At 67.2% G+C, this 25,259-nt stretch carries 17 protein-coding genes; 13 read left to right on the top strand and 4 right to left on the bottom strand.

Annotated elements, in window-relative coordinates; genetic code table 11:
* Positions 1–10: 10 nt before the first annotated feature.
* From CYD53_RS20870 to CYD53_RS20850, 5 genes are read left to right on the top strand one after another with little or no spacing between them, the layout of a single operon-like run.
* Complete coding sequence (locus tag CYD53_RS20870) at positions 11–1,024, top strand: ABC transporter ATP-binding protein (protein WP_103720013.1); 1,014 nt, start codon at positions 11–13, stop codon at positions 1,022–1,024.
* Complete coding sequence (locus CYD53_RS20865; RefSeq protein ID WP_103720012.1) at positions 1,021–1,935, top strand: ABC transporter ATP-binding protein; 915 nt, start codon at positions 1,021–1,023, stop codon at positions 1,933–1,935. The genes CYD53_RS20870 and CYD53_RS20865 overlap by 4 nt, the downstream gene beginning before the upstream one ends.
* 56 nt (positions 1,936–1,991) lie before the next feature.
* Positions 1,992–3,497, top strand: coding sequence for an ABC transporter substrate-binding protein (locus tag CYD53_RS20860; protein WP_103720011.1), 1,506 nt, complete (start codon positions 1,992–1,994; stop codon positions 3,495–3,497).
* 10 nt (positions 3,498–3,507) lie between these two features.
* A complete protein-coding gene (locus CYD53_RS20855; protein ID WP_103720010.1) occupies positions 3,508–5,772 on the top strand; it encodes a molybdopterin-dependent oxidoreductase in 2,265 nt (754 codons plus the stop codon).
* A gap of 48 nt (positions 5,773–5,820) precedes the next feature.
* Positions 5,821–7,119, top strand: coding sequence for an aspartate aminotransferase family protein (locus tag CYD53_RS20850; protein ID WP_103720009.1), 1,299 nt, complete (start codon positions 5,821–5,823; stop codon positions 7,117–7,119).
* 62 nt (positions 7,120–7,181) lie between these two features.
* On the opposite strand, the gene CYD53_RS20845 is transcribed toward CYD53_RS20850, so the two are convergent.
* Genes CYD53_RS20845 through CYD53_RS20835 form a run of 3 tightly spaced genes read right to left on the bottom strand, consistent with a single transcriptional unit; the run spans position 7,182 to position 13,010 of the window.
* Positions 7,182–8,645 (bottom strand): efflux transporter outer membrane subunit, encoded by a 1,464-nt coding sequence (locus tag CYD53_RS20845; RefSeq protein WP_245928362.1) that lies wholly within the window; start codon positions 8,643–8,645, stop codon positions 7,182–7,184.
* Between the two features lie 34 nt (positions 8,646–8,679).
* On the bottom strand, positions 8,680–11,829 hold the full coding sequence (locus CYD53_RS20840) for an efflux RND transporter permease subunit (protein WP_103720008.1): 3,150 nt from the start codon (positions 11,827–11,829) through the stop codon (positions 8,680–8,682).
* A gap of 2 nt (positions 11,830–11,831) precedes the next feature.
* Entirely contained in the window at positions 11,832–13,010 is a 1,179-nt protein-coding gene (locus CYD53_RS20835) for an efflux RND transporter periplasmic adaptor subunit (protein ID WP_472837395.1), read from the bottom strand.
* Positions 13,011–13,268: 258 nt separating this feature from the next.
* Between CYD53_RS20835 and CYD53_RS20830 the strand changes: the two genes are divergently transcribed.
* Positions 13,269–13,859 (top strand): TetR/AcrR family transcriptional regulator, encoded by a 591-nt coding sequence (locus CYD53_RS20830; RefSeq protein ID WP_245928360.1) that lies wholly within the window; start codon positions 13,269–13,271, stop codon positions 13,857–13,859.
* Between the two features lie 31 nt (positions 13,860–13,890).
* On the opposite strand, the gene ggt is transcribed toward CYD53_RS20830, so the two are convergent.
* Positions 13,891–15,498 carry a gamma-glutamyltransferase gene (gene ggt, locus CYD53_RS20825; RefSeq protein ID WP_103720005.1) on the bottom strand — a complete coding sequence of 536 codons (1,608 nt, stop codon included), beginning with the start codon at positions 15,496–15,498 and terminating at the stop codon, positions 13,891–13,893.
* Between the two features lie 248 nt (positions 15,499–15,746).
* On the opposite strand from ggt, the gene CYD53_RS20820 reads away from it, so the two are divergent.
* The 7 genes from CYD53_RS20820 to CYD53_RS20790 all read left to right on the top strand — a co-directional run bounded on the left by CYD53_RS20820 (position 15,747) and on the right by CYD53_RS20790 (position 25,228).
* A complete protein-coding gene (locus CYD53_RS20820; protein ID WP_103720004.1) occupies positions 15,747–16,958 on the top strand; it encodes a M24 family metallopeptidase in 1,212 nt (403 codons plus the stop codon).
* Positions 16,959–17,290: 332 nt separating this feature from the next.
* On the top strand, positions 17,291–17,866 hold the full coding sequence (locus tag CYD53_RS20815) for a sigma-70 family RNA polymerase sigma factor (RefSeq protein WP_181011958.1): 576 nt from the start codon (positions 17,291–17,293) through the stop codon (positions 17,864–17,866).
* A 102-nt stretch (positions 17,867–17,968) separates the two neighbouring features.
* Complete coding sequence (locus tag CYD53_RS20810; protein WP_103720002.1) at positions 17,969–18,931, top strand: FecR family protein; 963 nt, start codon at positions 17,969–17,971, stop codon at positions 18,929–18,931.
* Between the two features lie 113 nt (positions 18,932–19,044).
* Positions 19,045–21,456, top strand: coding sequence for a TonB-dependent siderophore receptor (locus CYD53_RS20805; protein WP_103720001.1), 2,412 nt, complete (start codon positions 19,045–19,047; stop codon positions 21,454–21,456).
* A 16-nt stretch (positions 21,457–21,472) separates the two neighbouring features.
* Positions 21,473–22,378, top strand: coding sequence for an ABC transporter substrate-binding protein (locus CYD53_RS20800; protein ID WP_103720000.1), 906 nt, complete (start codon positions 21,473–21,475; stop codon positions 22,376–22,378).
* Positions 22,371–24,365 (top strand): Fe(3+)-hydroxamate ABC transporter permease FhuB, encoded by a 1,995-nt coding sequence (gene fhuB, locus CYD53_RS20795; RefSeq protein WP_103719999.1) that lies wholly within the window; start codon positions 22,371–22,373, stop codon positions 24,363–24,365. The genes CYD53_RS20800 and fhuB overlap by 8 nt, the downstream gene beginning before the upstream one ends.
* Positions 24,365–25,228 carry an alpha/beta hydrolase gene (locus CYD53_RS20790; RefSeq protein WP_103720089.1) on the top strand — a complete coding sequence of 288 codons (864 nt, stop codon included), beginning with the start codon at positions 24,365–24,367 and terminating at the stop codon, positions 25,226–25,228. Before fhuB ends, CYD53_RS20790 begins: the two co-directional genes overlap by 1 nt.
* Positions 25,229–25,259: the final 31 nt, after the last annotated feature.

Below are 25,259 nucleotides of genomic sequence, written 5' to 3'. Positions count from 1 at the left end.
GCGAACCGGCATGGCCCCGCTCCTCGAGGTCAGGAACCTGACCGTCGCCTTTGATACGGCGGGCGGGACGGTCCATGCCGTCAACGACGTCTCCTATGGGTTGAACGAGGGCGAGACGCTGGGCATCGTCGGCGAATCCGGTTCGGGCAAGAGCGTGCATGTGCTGGCGATGTGCGGGCTGATTCCGCGCCCGCCCGGCCGCATCGTTGCCGGGCAGGTGCTGTTCCAGGGGCGCGACCTGCTGACGCTGCCCGAGCGGGACTTGCGCGACATTCGCGGCGGGCAGATCGGCTTCGTCTTCCAGGATCCGATGACCTCGCTCAACCCGGTGCTGACGGTGGAACGGCAACTGGTCGAGTTGATCCGCCGGCACACCGCCCTCGACGCCAGGGCGGCGCGGGCGCGGGCGATCGAACTGCTCGAGATCGTGCGCATTCCCGATGCGGCGCGCCGCATCGGCCAGTATCCGCACCAGTTCTCGGGCGGCATGCGCCAGCGCGTGATGATCGCGATCGGCGTCGCCTGCCGGCCCAAACTCCTGATCGCGGACGAGGCGACGACGGCCCTGGATGTGACCGTGCAGGCGCAGATCCTCGACATGGTCAAGGATCTGAAGCGCGAATTCGGCACCACGGTGATCTGGATCACCCATGACATGGGCGTGGTCGCGGGCATCGCCGACACCATCCAGGTGATGTATGGCGGGCGCATCATGGAACGCGGCCCGGTCGATGCGATCTTCGCCGACCCGCGTAGCGCCTATAGCTGGGGCCTGCTGCAATCATTGCCCACGGCGGAGCGCCGCGCCGAGGGGCGGCTCCACCAGATCCCGGGCTCGCCGCCCGATCTCTACAAGCCGGCGGTGGGTGATCCCTTCGCGCCGCGCAATGCCTTCGCGACGCCGCGCTGCCTCACGGAGATGCCGCCTTTGCGCCAGGTCGAGGGCAGCGTGCCGGGCCATCTCGTCGCCGCGTGGTATGATCTGCCCGCCGCGCTGAAGGCCCGCAGGGAGACCGTGGCATGAGCACGTCGCCGACGCATCCTCTCCTCAGCGTCCGCAATCTGGCGAAGCATTACACCAGCGGCGGCGGCTGGCTCGGCGGGCCGTCGCATCTCGTCAAGGCGATCGACGACATCTCCTTCGACATCGCGCCCCGCGAGATCGTCGGGCTGGTCGGCGAATCCGGCTCGGGCAAGAGCACGACCGGCCGCGTCGTGCTGCGCCTGGAAGAGCCGACCGGCGGCGAGATCCGCTTCGACGGCCATGACATCACGACCTTGCCGGCGCGCGAATTGAAGGCCTTTCGCCGCCAGATGCAGGTCGTCTTCCAGGATCCCTACGCCGCGCTCAACCCGCGCATGACCGTGGGGGATTTCGTCGCCGAGCCCTTGATCGTGCATGAGCTTGTCGCCAGCCGCGCGGAGCGCGACGATCGCGTCGCGGCCCTGTTCAAGCAGGTCGGGCTCGATCCGCGCTTCATGGCGCGCTATCCGCACGAGTTCTCCGGGGGCCAGCGCCAGCGCGTCAACATCGCGCGCGCCGTCGCGATGCGTCCGAAGCTGATCATCGCCGATGAGCCGATCACGGCGCTCGACGTCTCGATCCAGGCCCAGATCATCAACCTGTTCCAGGATCTGCAGCAGGAGCTGGGCATGGCCTATCTCTTCATCGCGCATGACCTGTCGATGGTGCGCTATCTCTGCCATCGCGTCGCGGTGATGCTGCGCGGGCGCCTGGTCGAGATCGCTCCGACGGAAGCGATCTTCTCCGATCCGCGCCACGCCTATACGCGCTCGCTGCTCTCGGCGATCCCGATCCCGAACCCGGCCATCGAGCGCGCCAGGCGGCCGCTGGCCTTCGACTACGAGACGCAGAAGCCTGCCCCCGATGCCGTGCTGACCGAGGTTTCGCCCGGTCATTTCGTCCTGATCTGAGACTTCATCGCCCTTGCTCGCTGCCATTCCTCGCCACCGCCATTGGAGCCCGTGACATGACATCGTTCTGGATCAAGACCCTCAGCGCTGCCGCATTGGCCGCCGCGTTGTCCGCTCCGCCGGCGCTTGCCCAGGCCGGGCGTACGGCGACGATCGCGCTCTCGGTCAACGTCAACACCTTCGACCCGCATATGACGGGCTCCTTCGGCTCCGACATGAGCCTGCTGAGCCATATCTACCCGTCCCTCGTCATCCGCGGCGCCGACCTCAAACTGGCGCCTGCGCTGGCGAAATCCTGGACGCTGGTGAACGATACGACATGGCGCTTCGACCTCGTCGAGGGCGCCAAATTCGTCAATGACGAGCCGCTCGACGCCGCGACGGTCAAATGGAACCTCGACCGCGTGCGTGATCCCAAGGTCAATGCCCGGATCAAGTCCTGGTTCGACCTGGTCAAGGAGGTCCGCGTCATCGACGCCAAGACCGTCGAAGTCGAGACCAGCGCGCCGTTCCCGGCCTTCGTCGACCAGCTCTCGATGTTCTTCCTGCTGCCGCCGCAATGGGCGGCGAGCCATAATCCGGCAACCGAGACGATGTCGGGCAGCCGCTACCGCATGACCGAGAACGTGCCGGGCGACCACATCACGCTTGCCGCCAATCCGGGAGGCTGGCAGGGCAAGCCTGATTTCGACACGGTCGTGTTCAAGACGATCCCGGAACCGGCGAGCCGCATCGCCGCGCTGCTGGCCGGCGAGGTCGATCTCGTGACCGGCATCCCGACCTCGGAGCTTGCGCGGGTCAAGGCGAGCAAGAACGCCATTGCCGGCTCGGTGCAGAGCACGCGCAACGTCTTCATCAAGTTCAACACCCAGAAGGCGCCGCTCGACAACAAGCTGGTGCGCCAGGCGATGAACTACGCCATCGACAAGGATGCGATCCGGGATTCGATCTTCGACGGGCAGGCCTATATCGAGCCCTGCCAGATCCTGACCCCGTCCTATTTCGGCTTCAATCCGGACCTCAAGCCCTATCCTTACGATGTGAAGAAGGCGCAGGCCCTGCTGAAGGAATCCGGCATCGACCTCAAGCAGGTGATCGAGATGGACATCCCCGTCGCGACCTACATCCAGGGGCAGGAAGTGGCGCAGGCGGTCGCCGCCATGCTCGGCGACGCCGGCCTGAAGGTGAAGATGAACGAGATGGATTTCGGCGCCTATATGAACAAATATCTGCGGTCGCGGACGCTGGCGCAGACTTCGCTCCTGACCCATGGCTGGCCGACCCTGGACGCCGACGGCCAGCTGACCCTGCTCGCGCCCGGCAACCAGTACGCCTATTGGGATAATGCCGCCTTCGGCAAGGCGCTCGAGGCCGGGCGCTCGACCATGGACAAGGACAAGCGCCTCGCCGCCTATAAGGACGCGACCAAGATCATGTGCGAGGAGGCGCCGGTGCTGTTCCTCTATGCGCAGCCGACCACCTATGGCGTCTCGAAGCGGGTGACCTGGCAGGCGCGTGGCGACGATTGGGTTCGCTCCTTCGATATGAAGCCGGCTCAGTAGGAGGCGGGTCTTGCACCTGTTCGGGACGCATTTCGGCACCTATGAGGTCGTCCGCGACAGTTCCGGACAGGCTGCCTTGCAGGGCTTCGGGCTCGACCCGCAGCCCTCGCCCATAGGGGCGGCCTATCTCGACCTCAAGGACCATCCGGCGCGTGTCCTTCATCCGATGGTGCGCAAGGGCTGGCTCGCAGCGCGAGAAAATCCGGAGGGGCGCGGCCGAGACCGTGGCCGCGACGAGTTCGTCCGCATCAATTGGGACGAGGCGGCGGGGCTCGTTGCCGGCGAGGTTGGGCGCGTCCGCACGGTTCACGGCAATGCCGCGATCTTCGGCGGATCCTATGGCTGGGCCAGTGCCGGGCGCTTCCACCATGCGCAGGGCCAGCTCAAGCGCTTCCTCAACCTCGCTGGCGGCTTCACCTCGGCCGTCAACACCTACAGCTTCGGCGCCGGCGCGGTCATCTTGCCGCATGTCATCGGCCCTCGCTTCAAATTCGCCACCGATGTCGCTCCGAGCTGGGACCAGATCGCCACCCATGCCAAGCTGCTGATCTCCTTTGGCGGCTTTCGCCTGTCGAATGCGCAGGTCGAGGCCGGCGGCACTGGCCAGCACCGCTCCGAGCGCGGGCTGGCGGCAGCTGCAGCGGCGGGTGTCAGGATCGTCGTCGTCAGCCCGGTGCGCACCGATGTCCCGGACCTGCCGGGCGGAACGATCGACTACATCGCGATCCGCCCCAACACCGACACGGCGATGCTGCTGGCGATGGCGCGGACGCTGCTGGCGGAGGGTTCGGCCGACCGCGCCTTCCTCGCGCGCTGCACGGTGGGGCTTGCGGAGCTCGAAGCCTATCTGGCTGGCGAAAGCGACGGGGTGGTCAAGGACGCCGAGTGGGCGGCCGAAATCTGCGGCGTGCCGGCAGCGACGATCCGGGATCTCGCCCTTGCCTTCGCCTCGGAGCCAGCGCTCGTCAATGCGGCCTGGTCGCTGCAGCGGGCGCGCTTCGGCGAGCAGCCCTATTGGGCGGCGATCGCGCTTGCGGCCATTGCCGGCCATGCCGGAAGGCCCGGCTGCGGTATCGCCTTCGGCCTGACCTCCGTCAGCACCGTCGGCCAGCCGATCCGGCGGCTGCGGGGCCCGGCCTTCGATCAGGGGCGCAACCCGGTCGCAAGCTTCATCCCCGTCGCGCGGATCACCGAGCTCCTTTCGCAGCCGGGCGGGACGCTGGATTATAACGGTCGGCGCCTGGTGCTGCCTGATATCCGTCTGGTCTGGTGGGCGGGCGGCAATCCGTTCCACCACCATCAGGATCTCGCCGGCCTGGCGGAAGCCTGGCGGCGGCCGGAGACTGTGATCGCCAATGAACCGATGTGGACCGCGACCGCGCGCCATGCCGACATCGTGCTGCCGGCGAGCTTTCCGTTCGAGCGCGACGACATCGCCGCCTCCTCCCGCGACAACTGGCTCATCGCCAGCCGGCAGGTCTGCGCGCCGCCGGACGAAGTCCTGTCCGATCACCAGATCATGGCCCGCATAGCCCGCGAGATGGGCTTCGAGCACGCCTTCACCGAAGGCCGCGAGCCGCGGGAATGGTTGCGCCGGATGTATGACGGCTACCGCGCGGCCCATGCTGAGCTGCCGGATTTCGAGGCGTTCTGGGCGCGCGGCTATGCCGCCCTCGACCAAGGCCAGGCTGCGCCGGCCCCGGTCACGCCACTGGCCGATTTCGTCGCCGATCCCGAGGGCCACCCGCTGGAGACGCCGTCCGGCCGCATCGAGATCGCTTCTGCGACGATTGCCGGCTTCGGCTATGACGATTGTCCCGGCCACCCAGCCTGGCTCGCGCCCGAGGAATGGCTCGGCTCGCCTTTGGCGCAGCGCTACCCGCTGCACCTGCTCTCGCCGCAGCCGGCGCATCGCCTGCACAGCCAACTGGAACTGGCGGGGCCGAGCCAGGGGGCCAAGCGCGACGGGTATGAGGTCGTGCTGATGCACCCGGCCGAGGCGATCAAGCGCGGCCTCCGGGATGGCGACATCGTGGAGCTCTTCAACGACCGTGGCCGCTGCCTGGCGGCACTCAGTTCGACGCGCGATGTCGAGCCGGGCGTCGCCGTGCTGCCAACCGGCGGCTGGTACGATCCGGTTGAGGATGGCGGGGCCTTGCCCCTCGACCGTGGCGGCAATCCCAACAGCCTCACCTCCAGCATGCCGACCTCGCGCCTGGCGCAGGCGACCGCGCCCAATTCTTGCCTGATCGAGATCAAGCGGGCAGGAACCTGATCGCCGATCGAATCCACCCCCGCCATCTCGCATCGCAAGAGGCCGACCATGCCCCTGACTGCCGCCAATTCGCATGAAGCCGGAGCGCTTGATCTGGCGCTTGTCGAGGCCCGCGAGGACTATGTGCGCCGCAACCCCGAAAGCCGGGCGCGCTTCATGGCGGCGGCCGAATCGATGCCGGGCGGCAACACCCGGACCTCGCTCTTCTACGATCCCTTTCCGCTGTGCATGCTGCGCGGCGAGGGCTGCCGCCTGACCGATGCCGACGGGCACGAATATCTGGATTTCCTGGGCGAGTTCACTGCCGGCATTTTCGGCCATTCACCCGAGGTGCTGAAGCAGGCGATCCGCTCTGCGCTCGATGACGGGATCAACCTGTCCTCGCACAACGCCATCGAAGGGAAGCTGGCCGAGCGCATCTGCGCGCGCTTTCCGTCGATGGACCTGCTGCGCTTCACCAATTCCGGCACGGAAGCCAATCTGATGGCGCTCGCCGCCGCGCTTACCTTCACCGGGCGGCGCAAGATCCTGGTGTTCGCAGGCGGCTATCATGGCGGCGTCTTGACCTTTCCGCCCGGCGGCGCGCCCGTCACCGTGCCGCACGATTTCGTCGTCGCCTCCTATAACGACCTTGAAAGGACGCTCGACCTCGTCAAGCCGCATCGCGGCGAGTTGGCGGCGATCCTGGTCGAGCCCATGCAGGGTGCGGGTGGCTGCATTCCCGGCACGCCCGAATTCCTTGCCGGCCTGCGCCGGCTCGCCGACGAGACGGGCGCCGTGCTGATCTTCGACGAGATCCAGACCTCGCGACTCTCGCTGGGTGGGCGTCAGCAGCTGCTCGGCATCACGCCGGACATGACGACGATCGGAAAATTCTTCGGCGGCGGCCTCGCCTTCGGCAGCTTCGGCGGCCGCCGCGAGATCATGCAGGTCTTCGATCCGCGCCGGCCATCCTCGATCGGCCATGCCGGCACCTACAACAACAACACCTTGACCATGACGGCAGGGCTCGCGGCGGTCGAGCAACTCCTGACGGCCGAGGCGCTCGACGGTTTGAACGCGCGTGGCGACCGCTTCCGCGCCGATCTGAACGCGTTGTTTGCGGCCAAGGCCGTGCCGATCACCGTGTCCGGCCTCGGCTCATTGATGAACATTCACCCGCAAGGCGCGCCGCGGGTGGCGAATGCGAAGCGCAGCCTGCTGTTCTTCGATCTCGTGAAGGCCGGTGTCTATTTCGCGCCGCGCGGCCTGATCGCCCTGTCCTTCCCGATCGGGGGCCAGGAGATTTCGGCTTTTCTGAACGCGCTCGATCGCATCCTCGACGCCCGCAGGAGCCTGCTCGTCTGAGATCAAAACGGGCAGGGCGTGTTGCCCTGCCTCAATAGCTTGCCCTGCTCAAAGAGCAGGCGTCAGAAGCCCGTGCGCGGATGCGGCCCGGTGTTGACGTCGACGACCGCCGGCGAGGACACGTCGACCGGCTTGCTCCAGCTACCGCCGAGCGCCTTGTTGAGGGCGATGAAATCCGTGGAAACGGCGACCCGGCTCTGCAGCAGCGTGTCCTCGGCGCTGTAGAGCGAGCGCTCCGCGTCGAGCACGTCGAGGAAGCTCGACGAGCCGGATTGGTAGAGCGTGCGGGAGAGGCGCGCCGCATCGCGATAGGAGGTCGCGGCGGAAGACAGCTTGCCCGCGCGCAGGCGCTCCTGCGCCAGCGAGACCAGCGCGTTCTCGACGTCCTGCATCGCAGTCAGAACCGAGAGCTTGAAGGCGGAATCATATTGGTCGCGCTGGGCCTGGGCGACCTCGACAGCCGCCCGGAGCTCGCCGCCATTGAAGATCGGCACGCTCAGCGTCGGCCCGAAGGACCAGCCGATCGAGGCGTTCTTGGCCAGGTCGCCGGTCTTCAGGGCCGATGTCGCGATACTGCCGGTGAGGCTGACCGACGGATAGAGCGCCGCCTCCGCCTGGCCGATCTTGGCCGTGTACTGGGCGAGCTGGCGCTCGGCCTTGCGGACATCGGGGCGGTTGCGCAGAACGTCGGCGGGCAGGCCGGCAGGCGGCGTGCTGCGCGCAGCCGGGATCGGGCCGCCACGTGCCAGCCGGCCGGCCAGCGCGGTCGGGGCTTGCCCTGTCAGGATGCCGAGCTGGTGCAGGCTCTGGGCATAGGCGGCCTCCAGGCTCGGAATCGCCGCCTCGGTCGAGCTCGCTTGCGCAGCCGCCTTGGCGACGTCGACGGCCGAGGCCGAGCCGGCCTGGAACTTGGTCCGCGTCAGCCCTTCTGTCTCGCGTTGCGAGGCCGCGGTGCGCCTGGCCAGGGCGATACGGGCCTGGTAGCCGCGGGCCTCGACATAGTTCGAGGTCACGTCACCGACGAGCGTCAGCAGGGTCGCGCGCAGGTCCTCCTCGGCAGCGTCAGCGCCATAGGTCGCCGCCTCGACGCCGCGATAATTCGCGCCGAACAGGTCGAGCTCCCAGCTTGCATCGAAGCCTGCCTTGTACAGGCTGGAGGTGGCGTTACCGCCCGTGCTGGAGGTGGCAGCGCTCGTCCGCGACCGCGTGGCCGAGTCGGTGCCGTCGAGCGAGGGAAACAGCGCTCCGACGGCCTGGCGCCTGGTCGCCCGTGCCTCCCGGATGCGCGCCTTCGCCGAGGCGACGTCGAGATTGCCGGCAACGGCCTCCTCGACGATGCTATTCAGCGTCTTGTCACCGAGACGCTTCCACCACTCATCCAGCGTCCTGGACGCCAGCGGCCGTTTTGAGGCCGGCGCGTTGCCCCATTTCGCCGGCAGGCTCAGGGAGGGGCCGGCATAATCGGGCCCGACCGCGCAGGCGCCCAGCATGAGGCAGAGCGGCAGGGCCAGGCTGAGGCGTTTCATTGTCGCGCGGCTTCCGGTCATCGTTGCGGCCATCTCAGCTTGCCTTTGCCGGCTCGGCCACCGGCTCATCGGTGCGCTTGCCCTGCGCACCCTTGCCCTGGACGAGGCGGCGCACGGTGACGAAGAGCAGCGGCACGAAGAACACACCGAGCGCGGTGGCGGCGATCATGCCGCCCATCACGCCGACGCCGATCGCGTTCTGGCTGCCCGAGCCCGCGCCGGTCGCGACCGCCAGCGGCGTCACGCCGAGGACGAAGGCGAGCGAGGTCATCAGGATCGGCCGCAGGCGTTGGCGCGCAGCCTCCAATGTCGCCTCGACCAGCCCCTTGCCGGCCTGCTGCTGCTCGATCGCGAATTCGACGATCAGGATCGCGTTCTTGGCTGCAAGGCCGATCGTCGTCAGCAGTCCGACCTTGAAATAGACGTCGTTGGTCTGCCCGAACCAGGTCGCGGCCAGCAGCGCTCCGAAGATGCCGATCGGCACCGAGAGCATGACGGCGAAGGGAATCGACCAGCTCTCATAAAGCGCGGCCAGGCAGAGGAAGACCACCAGCATGGCCAGCGCATAGAGCGCCGCCGCCTGGCTGCCGGAGAGTCGCTCCTGATAGGACAGCCCGGTCCATTCATGAGCGTAGCCGGCCGGCAGTTGCTTCATCAGGGCATCGATCTCGTCCATCGCCGCACCCGAGCTGACGCCGGCCGCGGCCGCGCCCTGAATCTCCACCGCCGCCGAGCCGTTATAGCGTTCGAGCCGGGGCGAGCCGTAGGTCCAGCGTCCCGAGGAGAAGGCCGAGAACGGCACCATCGTGCCGCCTGAGTTGCGGACATACCATTTGTCGACATCCTGCGGCTGCATCCGGAACGGCGCCCCGGACTGGACATAGACCGATTTCACCCGGCCGCGATCGATGAAGTCGTTGACATAGGCGCTGCCCCAGGCGGTCGAGAGCGTCGTATTGATGTCGGAGAGCGAGAGTGTCAGCGCGCTCGCCTTCTCCTGGTCGATCTCGACGGAGTATTGCGGCGTGTCCTCCTGGCCGTTGGGCCGGGTGCCGGACAAGACCGAGCTCTTGCCGGCGAGGCCGAGGAGCTGGTTGCGCGCCTGGATCAGCTTCTCATGGCCGGCGCCGGCGATGTCCTGCAGGTAGAAGTCGAAGCCCGCCGTGTTGCCGAAGCCCTGGATCGCGGGCGGCGCCAGCGCGAAGACCATGCCGTCCTTGATGGAGCGGAACGCTCCCATGGCGCGCATCGCCACGGCCTGCGCCGTCGCCTGCTTGCCCTTGCGCTCGGCGAAGGGCTTCAGCCTGATGAAGGCGAGGCCGACATTCTGGCCCTCGCCGCCGAAGCCGAAGCCGGCGACCGTCAGCACGCCCTCGACCAGATCCTTCTCCTTGTCGAGGTAATGGGTGCGGATCTGGTCGAGCACGCGCAAGGTGCGGTCCTGCGTCGCGCCGACCGGCATCTGCACGATGGTGAACAGCGTGCCCTGGTCCTCTTCCGGCAGGAAGGAGCTGGGCAGGCGCGTGAACAGCACCGCCATGCCGACGCCGATCAGCAGGAAGACGGCGAGGAACCGGAACGGCCGCGCGATCATGCCGGCGATGCCGCTGCGATAGCCGTGGGTCGCCTTGTCGAAATTGCGGTTGAACCAGCCGAAGGGGCCCTTCTGGGTGGCATGGTCCGCCGGCGGCTTCAGCATGGTGGCGCAGAGCGCCGGCGTCAGCACGAGCGCGACGAGCACCGAGAGCATCATGGCGGTGACGATGGTGACCGAGAACTGCCGGTAGATCACGCCGACCGAGCCGCCGAAGAAGGCCATCGGCACGAATACCGCCGAGAGCACGGTGGCGATGCCGACCAGCGCGCCGGTGATCTCGCCCATCGATTTGATCGTCGCCTCCTTCGGCGACAATTTCTCTTCCTGCATCACGCGCTCGACATTCTCGACGACGACGATCGCGTCGTCGACGAGCAGGCCGATGGCGAGCACCATGGCGAACATGGTCAGCGTGTTGATCGAATAGCCGGCGACCGCCAGCACGCCGAAAGTGCCGAGCAGCACGACCGGCACGGCGAGCATCGGGATGATCGTCGCGCGCAGATTCTGCAGGAAGACGAACATCACCACGAAGACGAGCACGATCGCCTCGATCAAGGTCTCGGCCACCTTCTCGATCGAGAGCCGGACGAAGGGTGTGGTGTCGTAGGGATAGACGACCTCGACGCCCTCGGGGAAGGTCTGCGACAGTCGCGTGATCGCCTTCTGCACCGCCTCGGCGGTCGAGATGGCGTTGGCGCCGGTCGCCAGGCTGATCGCGAGCGCTGCCGTGGGCTGGCCGTTGTAGCGGGCGGCCGTGCGGTAGTCCTTGGCGCCGAGCTCGACCGTCGCGACGTCGTTCAGCCGCACGATCGAGCCGGAGCTGCCGCTCTTCAGGATGATGTTCTCGAATTGCGGGACGGTCTGAAGGCGGCTCATCGCCGTCACAGTCGCATTGAGCTGCTGGCCGGGCTTCTGCGGCAAGCCGCCGAGCTGGCCGGCCGAGACTTGCGTGTTCTGCGCCGTGATCGCGTTGGAGACGTCGCTCGGCATCAGCGCATATTTCTGCAGCTTGTCGGGGTCGAGCCAGATGCGCATCGCATAGCCGGAGCCGAAGAGCTGGCTGGAGCCGACGCCGGGGACGCGCTTGAGCGTGTCGTTCAGCGTCGAGTCGACATAGTCGGCGAGGTCGGTCGAGGACATCTTGCCGTCGCGCGAGACGAAGGCGATGACCATCAGGAAGCCGGTCGAGGATTTCGACACGGTGATGCCGGTGTTCTGGACCGTCTGCGGCAATTGCGAGGTGACGAGCTGCAGCTTGTTCTGCACCTGCATCTGCGCGACGTCGGGATTGGCCGCATTGGTGAAGGTCAGCGTCAGCGAGGCATTGCCCGACGAGGTCGAGGTCGCGGTCATGTATTGCAGGTTGTCGACGCCGGTCATGCCCTGCTCGATGACCTTGGTCACCGAATTCTCGACCGTCTGGGCGTCGGCGCCGGGATAGCTTGCGCTGATGTTGACGGTCGTCGGCGCGATCTGCGGATATTGCGAGATCGGCAGGGACTGCAGCGCCAAAAGGCCTGCGAGCATGATGACGATGGCGACGACCCAGGCGAAGATCGGCCTGTCGATGAAGAAGCGTGACATGTTCAGTTCTTCACCGTGCCGGGCGTGTCCGTTTCGGCGGCCGCGCGCTGCGCCGCCGGGCGCAGCTCCCCGCTTGCCTCGTCGATCGTGACCTCGTTGGCCGTGACCGTCTGGCCGACGCGCACGAGCTGCCCGCCTTCGACGATCACCCTGTCGCCGTCACTGAGGCCGGTATCGACCAGCCAGTTGTTGCCGATGGTGCGACGGGTCACGAGCACGCGCTCCTCGACCTTGCCGTCCTTGTTGACGAACTTGGCGGTCGCCTCACCCTTGGTGTTGCGGCCGACAGCGCGCTGAGGCACCAGGTAACTGTTCTCGGCGATGCCCTCCTGGAGGATGGCGCGCGCATACATGCCGGGCAGCAGCAGCCGGTCGGGATTGGGGAATTCCGCCCGCAAGGTGAAGGTGCCGGTGGTCTGGTCGACATTGGCCTCGGCGAATTCGAAGCGTCCGTCCTGGTTGTAGAGCGTGCCCGTATCGAGCCTGAGCTTGACCGCGACATTGGGGCCGCTCAGCTTCAACCGCCCTTCGGCGAGGGCGCTGCGGAATTTCAGCAGATTTGTGCTCGACTGGGTGATGTCGACATTGATCGGGTCGAGCTGGCGGATCGTGGTGAGTGCGTCGGTCTGGCTCGCCGTCACCAGGGCGCCTGGCGTCAGGGAGGATTTGTCGATCCGCCCACCGATCGGGGCGACGACCTTGGTGTAGTCGAGATTGATTTTCGCCGTGGCGAGGCTCGCTTTGGCCGAGGCGACATCGGCATTGGCCTGGGCCAGGGCCGAGATCGCATCGTCGAGGTCCTGCTTGCTGACGGCGCTCTGGCGGACCAGGTCGCGGTAGCGGTCGAGCTTTGCCTGGGCGCTCGGCACAGCGGCCTCGGCTTTCTGCAAGGCTGCGGCGGAGCTGTCATAGGACGCCTGGTAGCTCGCCGGGTCGATCTCGTAGAGCACGGTCCCGGCCGTGACCTCGCCGCCTTCCTTGAAGAGGCGCGACTTGATGATGCCGTTGACCTGCGGACGCACCTCCGCGACCAGGCTCGCCGAAACCCGGCCCGGCAGTTCGGCCGTGATGGCGACGGGCTGCGGACGCAGGCTGACGACGCTGACCGGCATCTGCGCCGATGGTGGAGCGGGGCTGGCCGCCTTCTCGTTGCAGGCCGAGAGCAGAAGCCCCACTGCCATGGCTGCGACCGCGATTCGACCACGCAATATGGGCATGCTGCAGCGCACAAAGCTGATCTCGCGATGTTGCATCCTCAAGCGCTGCACGGCATCACCCTATTTTGGAAACTTAAGAGTACCCTTATGGCTTGCAATCTTCCGCTGTCAATCGCATGGAGGTGAAATAAGGGGAAACACATGGCGCAGGGTCTGGCGATAACGTGTGAGGACGCGGCAGCGGCCGCCAAGGGAACGCCCGCGCGCGGGCGCCCGAAAACCATGGCCGACGAGGCTGTGCGCGCGATGATCGTGGCCCATGCCAGGGATGCCTTCCTCGAGGTCGGCTATGCCGGCACGACGATGGATCTCGTCGCGGCACGTTGCCGTATCTCGAAGCGGACGCTCTATCGCCTCTTCCCCGGCAAGACCGATCTGTTCACGGCAGTCGTCATCCTGCACCGGCAGTCGATGCTGGATCTGCCGCGCCCCGACGATGAAGATCTGCCCGTGGCCGAAGCCCTCGAAGCGATCTTCAGGATCGATATCGATGAGGCCGCCGATCGCGAGCGCATCGCGTTCATTCGCCTGGTCATCACGGAATCGACCCGGTTTCCCGAGATCGAGCTGTTGATCCTGCGCGACGGCGCCGAGGCGTCGCGTCGCCTTCTCGCGGAATGGCTGATGCGTCAGGTGGAGCGCGGTCTCATCGCGCTCGCCGATCCGTCCAAGGCCGCGCAGATGCTGATGGATATGGTGTTCGGCGTTTTCTCGCGCCGGCGTCACCATGGCGAGTGGGGCTCGCGCAAGGAGCGCCGCGCCTATCTGCGGATGTGCATCGACATCTTCGTCAACGGCGTCGCCCGCCGCTGAAAGCGCGGAGCGCGTGCCGGGCGCGCCGGCTTCAGACTTTCAGGGCCATGCCGTCGCGCTGCGGATCGGCGCCGCCCGACCAGCTTGCTCCCTCCGCGCGGATGCCATGCGGCGCGCCGAAGGCGAAGGACTGGTAGGACCGGCCTACGGCGTAGCCATCAGCTTCCAAGGCGGCGGTGACGCGGCGTTCGATGCGGTTGGAGACGTCGATCGTGTCGCTCAGGCAGACGATGCGCGGCGCGGCGACCGCCTCGAACATGCTCATTCCGAAATCGATGACGTTGCTCAGCGCCTGGGCAATGGCGGGCACGATGAAGGTGCCGCCTGGCGCGCCGATGGCGATGATGGGCTTCTCGTCCCTGAACATGATCGTCGGCGCCATGGCGCTGCCGCGGGCCTTGCGGGGAGCGATCGAGCCGGCGCGGCCGGGACGGGGGTCGAAACCGCTCATCGAGCCGTTATACATGAAGCCCAGGCCGGGGGTGATGCCGCCCGATGGCTGGCCGAGGGTGTGGGTCAGCGTCACGGCATTGCCCTCTTCGTCCATGACGCAGACGACGGTGGTGTCCGGCGGATCCCTGGACAATTCCGAGCGCGCCACGCGCGCCTTCTCACCCGACCGGATCGCGCTGGCATGGCCGGCGGCATGGGCCTGCGAGAGCAGCCTGTCGATCGGCACATCGACGAAATCGGGATCGCCGATATGGGCGTCGCGGTCGATCGTCATCCACTTCATCGCCTCGGCGAGGATTGCGATGTGCTCGGCGCTGTTGTGCTCGAGGGCGCCGATTTCGAACTCCTGCAGGATATGCATGAGCTCGATCAGCAAGACACCGCCCGCTGCGGGCGGGTTGCCGGCGATGCGCAGGCTGCGATAGGCGCCCCAGACGGGCTCTTTCTCGCGCACCTTGTACTCGGCGAGATCGCGCTTCGTCAGGAGCCCGCCTTGCCTCGCCATGTCGGCGGCAATCTCCTCGGCGATCGCGCCGGTGTAGAAGATCTCGGGGCCGGCGGCGGCGATGCGCTCCAGCGTGCGGGCGAGGTCGGGATTGGTGATGACGTCGCCGGGGCGCTTCAGCGTGCCGTCGGGCTGGAAATAGATCGCGCGCCCGGTCTCGCTGTGGCGGAGCTTGTCCTCGGTGTTGATCTGGCCGGTGCTGCGCTGGTCGATCGTCCAGTAGTAGTGGACATAGGGGCGGATCGTGAAACCCTCGCGCGCCTGCCGGATCGCCGGTGCCATGACATCCCTGAGCTCCATCGTGCCGAAGCGCGACAGGGCCTCGGTGTAGCCCTTGACGTTGCCCGGCGTGCCGGCCGCGAGATGGCCGAGCTCGTTGGCGTGGTCGCTGAGCAGGAAGACGAAGCCGTCGCGGGTCTGGCCGACGAAACGCTCGGCCCACATCTCTGGCGTGGCCGCGAGCGGCGCCAGTGCCAGGAATTCGAGCACGGTGTGCACGCCGCGTTTGGGCATGCTGATCTGCATCGCGCCGAACCCGCCGATTCCACACATCTGCGGGTCGACCACGCCCTGGCTGAAGGCGCAGGCGATGGCGGCGTCGATGGCGTTGCCGCCCCGGCGCAGGATGTCCGCGCCGGCTTCGGCCGCTTCTGGCTGGGCCGCTACGATCATGCCGCGCATCGATGTCTCCCGGTCCTGCCGCGCATGGCCGCCCTGGGCCAGCGTCCGTCGTTCTGGAAGAGGCAGCATCGCGCGTCGGCTTGCTGTCCGCCACCCGCAATTCCGCATGCGCTTTCAGCTGACAGCGCGGGTGCCGTTTCCCGCGGATGCGGTCCATAAACAAGCCCTTCGCCGCTCCGATCGGTCACCCGCCACAAGCGACTGATCGGCCCAATGCTTTTGCGACCAGACGAATGAGGACACGACCTATGACGATCGGAGTGGGCGGATCGAGCTTCGAGGCCGAGCTCGCCAAATTGAAACCGATGACTGATGGCATCGAGCCGATCGCGGTGACCGAGTTCAAGGCTCGCATCGCCAAGGCGCAGGCGCTGCTGCGCGAGCAGGGTCTCCAGGCGCTCTATCTCGATACCTCCACGAGCCTTGCCTACTTCACCGGCATCCAGCTCACCTTGTCCGAGCGCCTGCATGGCGCGGTCATCCCGGCCGAGGGCGAGATCGTCTATCTCAGCCCGACCTTCGAGGAGCCGAAGACGCGGGAATTGATGCGCTTCGGCGAGGAGGTGCGCTGCTGGGAGGAGCATGAGGATCCGACGGAGCTGGTGATCGAGACCATCCGCAGCCTGGGCTATGAGAGCGGCCAGGTCGCGCTCGATCCGCATACGCCGTTCTATATCGTCGACGGGTTGCGCAAGGCCGGCAACCGCTTCTCCTTCAGCCATGGCAATGTGATCACCGCGGCTTGCCGGCAATTGAAGTCGGCCGCCGAGATCGCTCTGATCCAGCGCGCCATGGACATCACCATGGAGGTCCACCGGGCTGCGGCCCGGGCGCTGCAGGTCGGCGTCACCACCGCTCAGGTCAAGCTGTTCCTCGACCAGGCGCATCGCAAGCTCGGCATGAGCTGGACCAGCGGCGCCGCCCAGTTCGGCGAGGCGACGGCCTATCCCCATGGCGTGCCCTATGAGCAGACGCTGCAGGAGGGCGACATGGTGCTGATCGATATGGGCACCAAGGTCGGCGGCTATCGCTCCGACATCACCCGCACCTATGTCTTCGGCGAGGCCAACCCGCGCCAGCGCGAGATCTGGAACCTGGAGAAGCGGGCGCAACTGGCGGCATTCGATGCGGCTGTCCTGGGTGCGCCCTGCGAGGCGGTTGACGCGGCGGCGCGCGGCGTCATCGAGGCGGCGGGCTTCGGCCCGGGCTACAAGGTGCCGGGTCTGCCCCATCGCACCGGCCATGGGCTCGGCCTCGACGTGCATGAGGAAGCCTTCATGGTGAAGGGCAACAAGACGCCGCTCCAGGTCGGCATGTGCTTCTCCGACGAGCCGATGATCTGCATCTATGGCGAGTTCGGCGTGCGTCTGGAGGATATCATCTACATGGCCGAGGACGGGGCGCATTGGTTCACCAAGCCGGCCCATTCCGTGGACGATCCCTTCGGCTACGAAGCCTGAACGCGCGGAGACCGGTGACCGGGGCCTCCGTGCGAGGCTCTTGTCATCCCCTGATCAGCTGCCGGGCGCACCCGTTGCAGCCGGGCAACGGTTTGCGGCAATTCTCCGCGCTGTCCGGAGTGCTGTCCCCCGCTGGCGGGAGCCGGCCCGAGCGAGCCGAATGCCGGTATCTCCCGGAGAATGCTTGGTTTTCCCGGCCGGCAGCCGGCATGGCAATTGTTTCTGCGGAAAGCAGGTTAGAATCCATCTAAATATCTGTACTTGCAGGGAAATTTGAATTCACGCTACTGCGCTGCAGCGCTTGGGGCTGGTGTGAACCTGGAAGCCTCGGGATGGCGGTGCGGGCAGGCGGCGGGATTACATCCAGCTGCGCCCGAACACCGGGGGCATGGAGGCGGGACTGGGTGGTCTGGGATATTCAGAAGCTGTTCCGGTATCACGCCAAGGATATCGCGCGGTCGCTTCGGCGGCGTGGCCTGACGGCCGAGATGGCAGCCGACCTGACGCAGGACACCTTCCTGCGCGTGCTGTCGTCGCCGCCCAGGGACGATGCGGCGCATCATAATCCCAAGGCTTATCTCTACCGGGTCTCGCGCAATCTCAGCATCAACCACATCAGGCGCGAGCGCCTGGTCGAGCAGGTGGAGCTCGACGACGAGGCGTTCGCGCAGCTTGCCGAGCCGTTGCCCTCTCCCGAAACCATCGTCCATGACCGTCAGCGTCTGAAATTGGTGGAAGCTGCGCTGGCCGAGCTCCCTGCCCGCACGCGCACCGCCTTCGAGATGCATCGCCTGGGGGAGCGCACCATCAGCGAGGTCGCCCGCGAGCTCGACCTGTCGGTGACGCGGACCTGGACTTTGATCCGGGATGCCTACCGCCACATCGTCATGCGCACTGAAAACTTGTAATTGGAAATATCTCAGGGAGAGAAAAACGCGGCCGTCCGGCTGTAGTAGAGGATGGGAGAGGCAAGCCGAACAGGTGGCTGCGCCCATGCCGGAAGGACTGGAATGACCGAGGCTGCGCCGGATCTCGATCGCTTGCTCGACGAGGCGATCGACCTCGTCATTCGCTTGCAGAACGATCCCGGCAACCCCGTTGCCGTCGAGATGATTAGAGCGTGGCGGGCGAGGGGCCCGGCGCATGAGCAGATCTGGGCGCGCATCGCCAGTGCCCACGGGATGGCTGGCAAGGTCCTGACCGATCGCCGGAAGGCCGAGCAGCGCGCGGCGCTGGGGCTGAGCCGCCGTAACCTCGTCATTGGCGGTGCTATCGGCCTGGGCGCCGTAGGCGCCGGCTCGCTGATGATGTCGGACGCTCTGCTCCAGCCGCGGGCCGATCATCGCACGGCCAAGGGCGAGATCCGCCAGGTCGCGCTTCCCGATGGCAGCATGGCGACGCTCGGCCCCGACAGTGCGCTCGCGCTCGCCTATGGGCCCGGCGAGCGTCGTGTCACGCTGCTGCAGGGCATGGCGTTCTTCGAGGTTGCGCCGGATGCGGCGCGCCCGTTCCGAGTCCAGACGGGATATCTTGCGGCGACGGCTCTTGGAACGGCCTTCGATGTCTCCAGCGATGCGGGGATCGTGACGGTTTCCGTCGATCATGGGCTGGTCGAGGCGCGGGTTCCGGATTCGGCACTGGTCTCGGGCGAGCGGCTGGGCGCCGGAGACTGGATGGCGTTCGATGCAGCCTCGCAGAGCCTCGATCGCGGAAGGCGCGAGGCGGGCCAGGTCGCGATGTGGCGCGACCGTCTGATCGTGGCCGAGCAGGAGCCGGTCTCGGCGCTGATCGCCCGGATCGGCCGCTGGCTGCCCGGACGCATCGTCGTCGCGGGGTCGCTCAGCGGCTCGCAAAAGGTGAGCGGGCTCTTCGACCTGCGTGATCCCGCGCGGGCGCTCGATGCGGTGGTGCATCCGACCGGCGGCCATGTCCGTCGGATCTCGTCGTTCCTGACGGTGATTTCGGCCTTCTGAAAAAAGTCGGGCGAAAAGCAGAAAAAATCGGGCTCCCGTTTGTATCAGCTTCAAGGGCTGCGCCATTCACTTCGGCACGCCCTCCCGATGCAATCGACAGGAGCGGCTTCACCATGGGGCAAGGGGCGGAGATCAGTTCGCGCGGGACAGCCGGACGCAAGGCGTTGCTTGCGGCGCTGCTGGCGACGACATCGATCGGCGCTGGCGTCACGGCGCTAGTGCCCAGCGCCTTCGCCCAGGCCGCGCGGACGAGCTACTCCATTCCCGCCGGCCCGCTGAACCAGGCCCTGACCGCTTTCGGGCGTCAGTCGGGCCTCCAGATCACCTATCTGGCCTCCGTCGCTTCCGGCAAGACCTCGCCCGGCGTCTCGGGCGCCGTGACGCGGGAGCAGGCGCTGACGCGCATCCTCCAGGGCTCGGGGCTGGTCTACTCCTTCCCGAATCCGACCACCGTCGCGATCTCGGCGCGTGCGGCGGGCAACGGCTCTGTCGGGGCAGACGGCGCCGTGGTGCTCGATACGATCGATGTGCAGGGATCGGCTGACGGCAACGTCGGCTATGTCGCGACGCGCAGCGCGGCGGGCACCAAGACCAGCACGCCGCTGATCGAGACACCGCAATCGGTCTCCGTGGTCACACGGCAGGAACTCGACGACCGCAATGTGCAGACGCTGACTCAGTCGGTGGCCTATACGCCGGGCGTGCGCTCCGAATCGTCCGGCTTCGATCCCCGTTTCGACGCCTTCTACATCCGCGGCTTCAACGCGACCTATAACGGGGTCTATCGCGACGGCTTGCGCCTGCCCGGCAACAATATGGCGGTGTTCAAGGTCGCGCCCTATGGCGTGGAGAGCGTCACCGTGCTGCGCGGCCCGAGCTCGGCGCTCTATGGCCTCGGTTCGCCCGGCGGGCTCGTCGACATCACATCCAAGCGCCCGGTCGATCAGCCTTTCGGCGAAGTGGAATTGCAGGCGGGCAGCAAGAATCGCGTCCAGAGCAATTTCGATGTGGGCGGCCGGCTCGATCCCAACGGAACCCTGCTCTACCGCCTGACGGGCTCCGTCCGCGACAGCCACACGGCCAATGTGGTGGGGGGCGACGACAACCTGCTCAATCTCGCCCCGGCCTTCACCTGGCGCCCGAACGACCAGACGAAGCTGACCATCCTCGGCGAATTCCAGGATTCGAAGAATCCGGGTGGATTTCCATATTACGCCTGGAATGGCGCGCGGTCGCAGACCTTCCTGGGGAGCGACCCGGACTACAACAGCCTGGCGCAGACCCAGAACCGCATCGGCTACCAGTTCGAGCACAAGTTCAACGAGGTCTTCACGGTCCGGCAGAACCTGCGCTGGGGCCAGGTCGATACGAAGAACCGCTTCACCGGCGATTCGGGCGTCGATGCCAGCGGCACGGTCCTCAATCGCTACACCGGCTATGTGCACGACGTGCTGAATTCGTTCGCGGTCGACAATCAGGTGCAGGCTGATTTCGGCACCGGGCCGATCCAGCACCGCCTGCTCGCAGGCCTCGACTACACCCATCTCAGGCTCAGCGACCGGATCGGCTATGGCACCGCGCCGGGCTTGAGCCTGGTGACGCTGCAATCGCTCGGCCGCTTCACCGACCCGGCCTTCAGCACGATCAACAGGCAGACCCAGGATCAGATCGGCGCCTATATCCAGGAGCAGGCCAAGTTTGGCCGCTGGACGCTGACGCTGTCCGGCCGGCAGGATTGGGTGCGGACGAAGACGGTGGACCGCGTCAGCACCAGCCGGCAGGAGGCCGACGACCAGGCCTTCACCGGCCGCGTCGGATTGACCTATCAGTTCGACAACGGCATCGCGCCCTATGCGAGCTATTCGACCTCCTTCGCGCCCAATCTCGGCGTCGATCCGTCGGGTGTGCCCTTCAAGCCGACCACCGCCGAGCAGGCTGAAGTCGGCGTGAAATACGCACCGACCGGCTTCGACGGCTTCTTCACCGCATCGCTCTTCCGGATCACGCAGGATGGCGGCCTCGTCGCCTCCGACGCCAACCCCTATGTGCAGGTCCAGCGCGGAGAAGTGCGGGGCCAGGGGCTCGAACTGGAGGCGGTCGCCAATCTCGGGGCGGGCTTCCGCGTCAGGGGCTCCTATGCCTATCTCGATCTGGAGACCATCACCGGCGCCGCGGGGACGGTCGGCAAGGTCCCCGTGGCGACGCCGCGCCACAGCTTCGCGGCCTGGACCGACTATACCGTGCCGGACGGGCTGACGCTCGCCGGGCTCGGGCTCGGCGTGGGTGTCCGCTACACCGGGTCCAGCTATGGCGACGCCCAGAACACCTTCAAGAACGATGCGGTCGCACTCGTCGACGCCACGCTGAACTACGATCTCGGGCGGGTGAACCCCGCGCTGAAGGGCTGGTCGGCGAAGGTCAACGCCCAGAACCTGTTCGATACCAAATATACGACCTGCGAGGCCGGCTATTGCTACAAGGGCACCCGCAGCAGCGTCATCGCGAGCCTGCGCTATCGCTGGTGAGGGTGCGGACCCGGCCATGCTCAGCCCAGCCGGCCTCGATCGCCGGACCCTCCTCGCCGCCGCTTGCTGCATGGCTGCGCGCGGCGGGGTGGTTCGTGCCAGCGAGCCCTCGCCGCCGGCGCGCATCGTCTCGCTCGACTATGGCCTGACCGAGACGCTGCTTGCGCTCGGCATCGCGCCGATCGGCATGGTGCAGGTGGGCGCCTGGGCGGATTGGGTGGTCGAGCCCGCCTTGCCGGCCGGCATGATCGACCTCGGCGCCGACCGCGAGCCGAATCTCGAATTGCTGGCAGCGATCAGGCCGGATTTGATCGTGACGACGCCTTATCTTGCCGCTATCCGCCCCGTTCTGGAGCGCTTTGCTCCGACCCGCACCTTCTCGATCTATGCCCCGCCGGGAGGGCGACCCTATGAACTGAGCATCGCGGCGACGCGCGAACTGGCTGGTCTGCTCGGCCGCGCGGCGGAAGGCGAGGCGCTGATCGCGCGGGCCGAGGCGCGGATGGCGGAGATCCGCGCCAGGCTCCGGGCAATGGCCGATATCCCGCTGCTGATCGTGAGCTTCCTCGATGCGCATCATGTCCGGGTCTATGGCGCCGGCAGCCTCTTCGACGACACGCTGAAGCGCTGCGGCCTTGCGAATGGCTGGCGGGGACCGTGCAATTACTGGGGCTTCGCCACGGTCGGCATCGAGGTCCTGGCGGCCGTGCCGGAGAGCAGGCTGGTCTATCTGGAGCCGATTTCCGGCGATGTCCTGACAAAGCTCGCAGGCAGCCCGCTCTGGAACAGCCTGGCCTTCGTCCGCGCCGGGCGCATCCAGCGGCTGCCGGCGGCGCTGATGTTCGGCATGCTGCCTTCGGCCATGCGCTTCGCCGCGCTTTTGGGCGAACATCTTTCCGCGACGGAACGGTCCAGTGGCTGAGGCTCTCCATCGCAAGGGCCCCGCCGGCATCGTCGCGTTCCTCCTGGTCGCGGCAGGCGTGGCGAGCCTGTGGGCGCTCGTGAAGCTGCTGCCGCCGGGGCTGTGGTTCGACGCCCTGCGCGGGCCGGACCCAGCCGATGCGCGCCAGATGCTGGCGGCCTATAGCGTCCTGCCGCGGCTCGTCACCAGCATCCTGTGCGGCGCGGCGCTGGGGCTTGCCGGGGTGTTGCTGCAATTGGTGCTGCGCAATCCGATCGCCTCGCCGACCACGCTCGGGGTCGAGGCGGGGGCCAATCTCGCCTTGTCGGTCGCCATGCTCTGGGCCCCTGGGCTGCTCGCCTTCGGCCGGGAATGGACGGCGCTGGCGGGCGGGCTGCTCGCTGTCGCCGGCGTGCTCGCCCTGTCCTGGCGCAAGGGCTTGGCGCCGGTCTCGGTCGTGCTATCCGGGCTCGTCATCGGCCTCACCTGCAGCGCCGTCGTCGCGACGCTCGTCCTGTTCAAGACGCATTACCTCGCCGGCCTGTTCATGTGGGGGAGCGGATCGCTCAGCCAGCAGGACTGGTCGGCCGCCGTCTTCCTCGCGCCGCGCTTCGTGGCCGTTGCGGCATTGAGCGCCTTCCTGGTGCGCCCCTTGACCTTGCTGAGCCTGGACGACGCCAATGCGCGCAATCTCGGCCTGTCGATCGGAGCCGCCCGGCTCGCCGCGCTCATCCTCGCCGTCGCCTTGACGGCATGCGTCGTCAGCACGGTCGGCATCATCGGCTTCCTCGGCCTCGCCGCGCCGGCCTTGGCTCATGTCGCGGGGGCGAGGCGGGTCGGGCAGCGCCTGGCCTGGTCGGCGCTGCTGGGGGCGGCCCTGCTCTGGCTGACCGACCAATGCGTGCAGCTTGCGGCCGGCGCCGACGGCACGATGCTGCCGACTGGCGTGGTCACGGCCCTGTTCGGCGCGCCGTTGCTGCTGTGGCTGTTGCCGCGCCTGCACCAGTCCCAGCAAGGCGCGCCGCTCTCCTCAATCGGACCGGCGTCTCGCCGCAGCGCCCATGCGGGGCGGGTGCTTGGCTGTCTCGGGGTGCTGCTCGTGATTGCGACTGTGTTCTCCGTCATGGTCGGGCGCGGCCTCGACGGCTGGCATCTGAGCCTGGGCGGCGAGCTCGATCTCCTGCTGCCCTTGCGCCTGCCGCGCGCGCTTGCCGCCCTGTCGGCAGGTGCGATGCTCGCCGGTGCCGGCTGCATGCTCCAGCGCCTGACGGGCAATCCGATGGCGAGCCCGGAGGTGCTGGGCGTCAGCGCCGGCGCGGCCTTCGGCTTCGCCGTCGCGCTGTTCACGCTGTCCGAGGTCGGGCGGGGCGCGCAGCTTCTCGCCGCCTCCGTCGGAGCGCTGGTCGCGCTTCTGGCGATCCTCGCGCTGGGGCGGGGGAGGGGCGGCTCATCGGGATCGACCCTGCTCGTCGGCATCGCGCTCGGCGCGTTGTTCGACGCGGTCGTGACGGCATTGATGGCCAGCGGCGACCCCAGGGCCGTGCTGCTGCTGAACTGGATGACCGGCTCGACCTACGCGATCGATGCAAGGGGCGCCGCCGTCGCCCTTGCCGCAGCGGCGGGATTGCTCGTCCTCCTGCCGCTTGGCGCGCGCTGGCTCGACATCGTGCCGCTCGGGGCAGGGACGTCTCTGGCGCTGGGGCTTCACCCCAGGCGCAGCCAGGCGGTGATATTGGCATCGAGCGCCGTCCTGACGGCGATTGCGACGCTCATCGTCGGCCCGCTGACCTTTGTGGGCCTGATGGCGCCGCACCTGGCGCGGCAACTCGGCCTGCGGCGGGCTCTGCCTGAGTTCATGGGAGCCGCCCTCGCGGGCGGCCTCGTCATGGTCGCGGCCGATTGGGTCGGCCGCAGCATCGCCTTTCCCTGGCAGATTCCGGCGGGGCTCGCCGCCTCGATGATCGGCTGTCCCGTGTTGTTGTGGCTCCTCTCGCGAAGGTCTTCCTGATGGCGGCACAAGCGCTCATTCCCGACACGATCCATTTCGATCTGGCGCCACGTTCGGGCGGTGCGCCTTACCGGATCTTCCTGCGCATTCCCACGAGCACGCGGCCACCGCAGGGCTGGCCGGTGCTCTATCTGCTCGACGCCAATGCGATGATCGCCACAGCGGCCGATATCTTGCGCGTTCAGGCAGCCTATCCGCTCGGGACCGGCATCGCTGACGGCGTCGTGGTCGGCATCGGCTACCCGACGGAAGCGGCCTATGACAGCGTCAGGCGCTCCTGGGACATGGGCCCCCCGCCGGGCCAGGTCTATCCGCCTCACATCCAAGGCGGCCCGGATGTCCGTACCGGCGGGGCCGACGAATTCCTTGCCTTCATCGAGGACGAGTTGAAGCCCGAGATCGACCGGCGCGTCATGATCGACCGGCAGCGCCAGGCGATCTTCGGCCATTCCTTCGGGGGACTCTTCGTCTTGCATGCGCTGTTTCGCCGCCCGGACGCCTTTTCCGCCTGGGTCTCGGCGAGCCCGGCGATCTGGTGGGAGGGGGCGGGCATCGTCACCGAGGCCGAAAGCTTCCTGGGGCGTGGGGAGATCAACCGACGAGGGCGCGTGCTCCTGCAGGCGGGCGAGTATGAGCAGGCGCTCGCGCCGTTCCAGATTGGCGCGACTGACGCGGAAAAGCGCATCAAGGGCTTTGCGGAAAGCCGCATCGTCGACAATGCGCGGGCGATGGCGGAACGGCTCGCGCGCGCCCCGAACCTCCTGACGGAATTCCAGTTCCTTCCCGGCGAGACCCATATGTCCGTGTTGCCATCCGCGCTCAATCTGGCTGTGCGCTTCGTATTCGGCGTGCAGGCTGCGTGACGACGCCATTGTTCGATCTCGACGCGGTGGC

The sequence above is a fragment of the Allobosea psychrotolerans genome, from assembly GCF_002917105.1.
GTDB lineage: Bacteria > Pseudomonadota > Alphaproteobacteria > Rhizobiales > Beijerinckiaceae > Allobosea > Allobosea psychrotolerans.
Note: the sequence above shows the minus strand (reverse complement) of the source record. Positions and strands in the feature narration are given on the sequence as shown.

Coding starts and splice junctions, on each gene's coding strand:
- CYD53_RS20870 (WP_103720013.1), top strand. CDS start 11: ATGGCCCCGCTCCTCGAGGTCAGGAACCTGACCGTCGCCTTTGATACG.
- CYD53_RS20865 (WP_103720012.1), top strand. CDS start 1,021: ATGAGCACGTCGCCGACGCATCCTCTCCTCAGCGTCCGCAATCTGGCG.
- CYD53_RS20860 (WP_103720011.1), top strand. CDS start 1,992: ATGACATCGTTCTGGATCAAGACCCTCAGCGCTGCCGCATTGGCCGCC.
- CYD53_RS20850 (WP_103720009.1), top strand. CDS start 5,821: ATGCCCCTGACTGCCGCCAATTCGCATGAAGCCGGAGCGCTTGATCTG.
- CYD53_RS20845 (WP_245928362.1), bottom strand. CDS start 8,645: ATGAAACGCCTCAGCCTGGCCCTGCCGCTCTGCCTCATGCTGGGCGCC.
- CYD53_RS20840 (WP_103720008.1), bottom strand. CDS start 11,829: ATGTCACGCTTCTTCATCGACAGGCCGATCTTCGCCTGGGTCGTCGCC.
- CYD53_RS20835 (WP_472837395.1), bottom strand. CDS start 13,010: ATGGCAGTGGGGCTTCTGCTCTCGGCCTGCAACGAGAAGGCGGCCAGC.
- CYD53_RS20830 (WP_245928360.1), top strand. CDS start 13,269: ATGGCCGACGAGGCTGTGCGCGCGATGATCGTGGCCCATGCCAGGGAT.
- ggt (WP_103720005.1), bottom strand. CDS start 15,498: ATGCGCGGCATGATCGTAGCGGCCCAGCCAGAAGCGGCCGAAGCCGGC.
- CYD53_RS20820 (WP_103720004.1), top strand. CDS start 15,747: ATGACGATCGGAGTGGGCGGATCGAGCTTCGAGGCCGAGCTCGCCAAA.
- CYD53_RS20815 (WP_181011958.1), top strand. CDS start 17,291: ATGGCGGTGCGGGCAGGCGGCGGGATTACATCCAGCTGCGCCCGAACA.
- CYD53_RS20810 (WP_103720002.1), top strand. CDS start 17,969: ATGACCGAGGCTGCGCCGGATCTCGATCGCTTGCTCGACGAGGCGATC.
- CYD53_RS20805 (WP_103720001.1), top strand. CDS start 19,045: ATGGGGCAAGGGGCGGAGATCAGTTCGCGCGGGACAGCCGGACGCAAG.
- CYD53_RS20800 (WP_103720000.1), top strand. CDS start 21,473: ATGCTCAGCCCAGCCGGCCTCGATCGCCGGACCCTCCTCGCCGCCGCT.
- CYD53_RS20790 (WP_103720089.1), top strand. CDS start 24,365: ATGGCGGCACAAGCGCTCATTCCCGACACGATCCATTTCGATCTGGCG.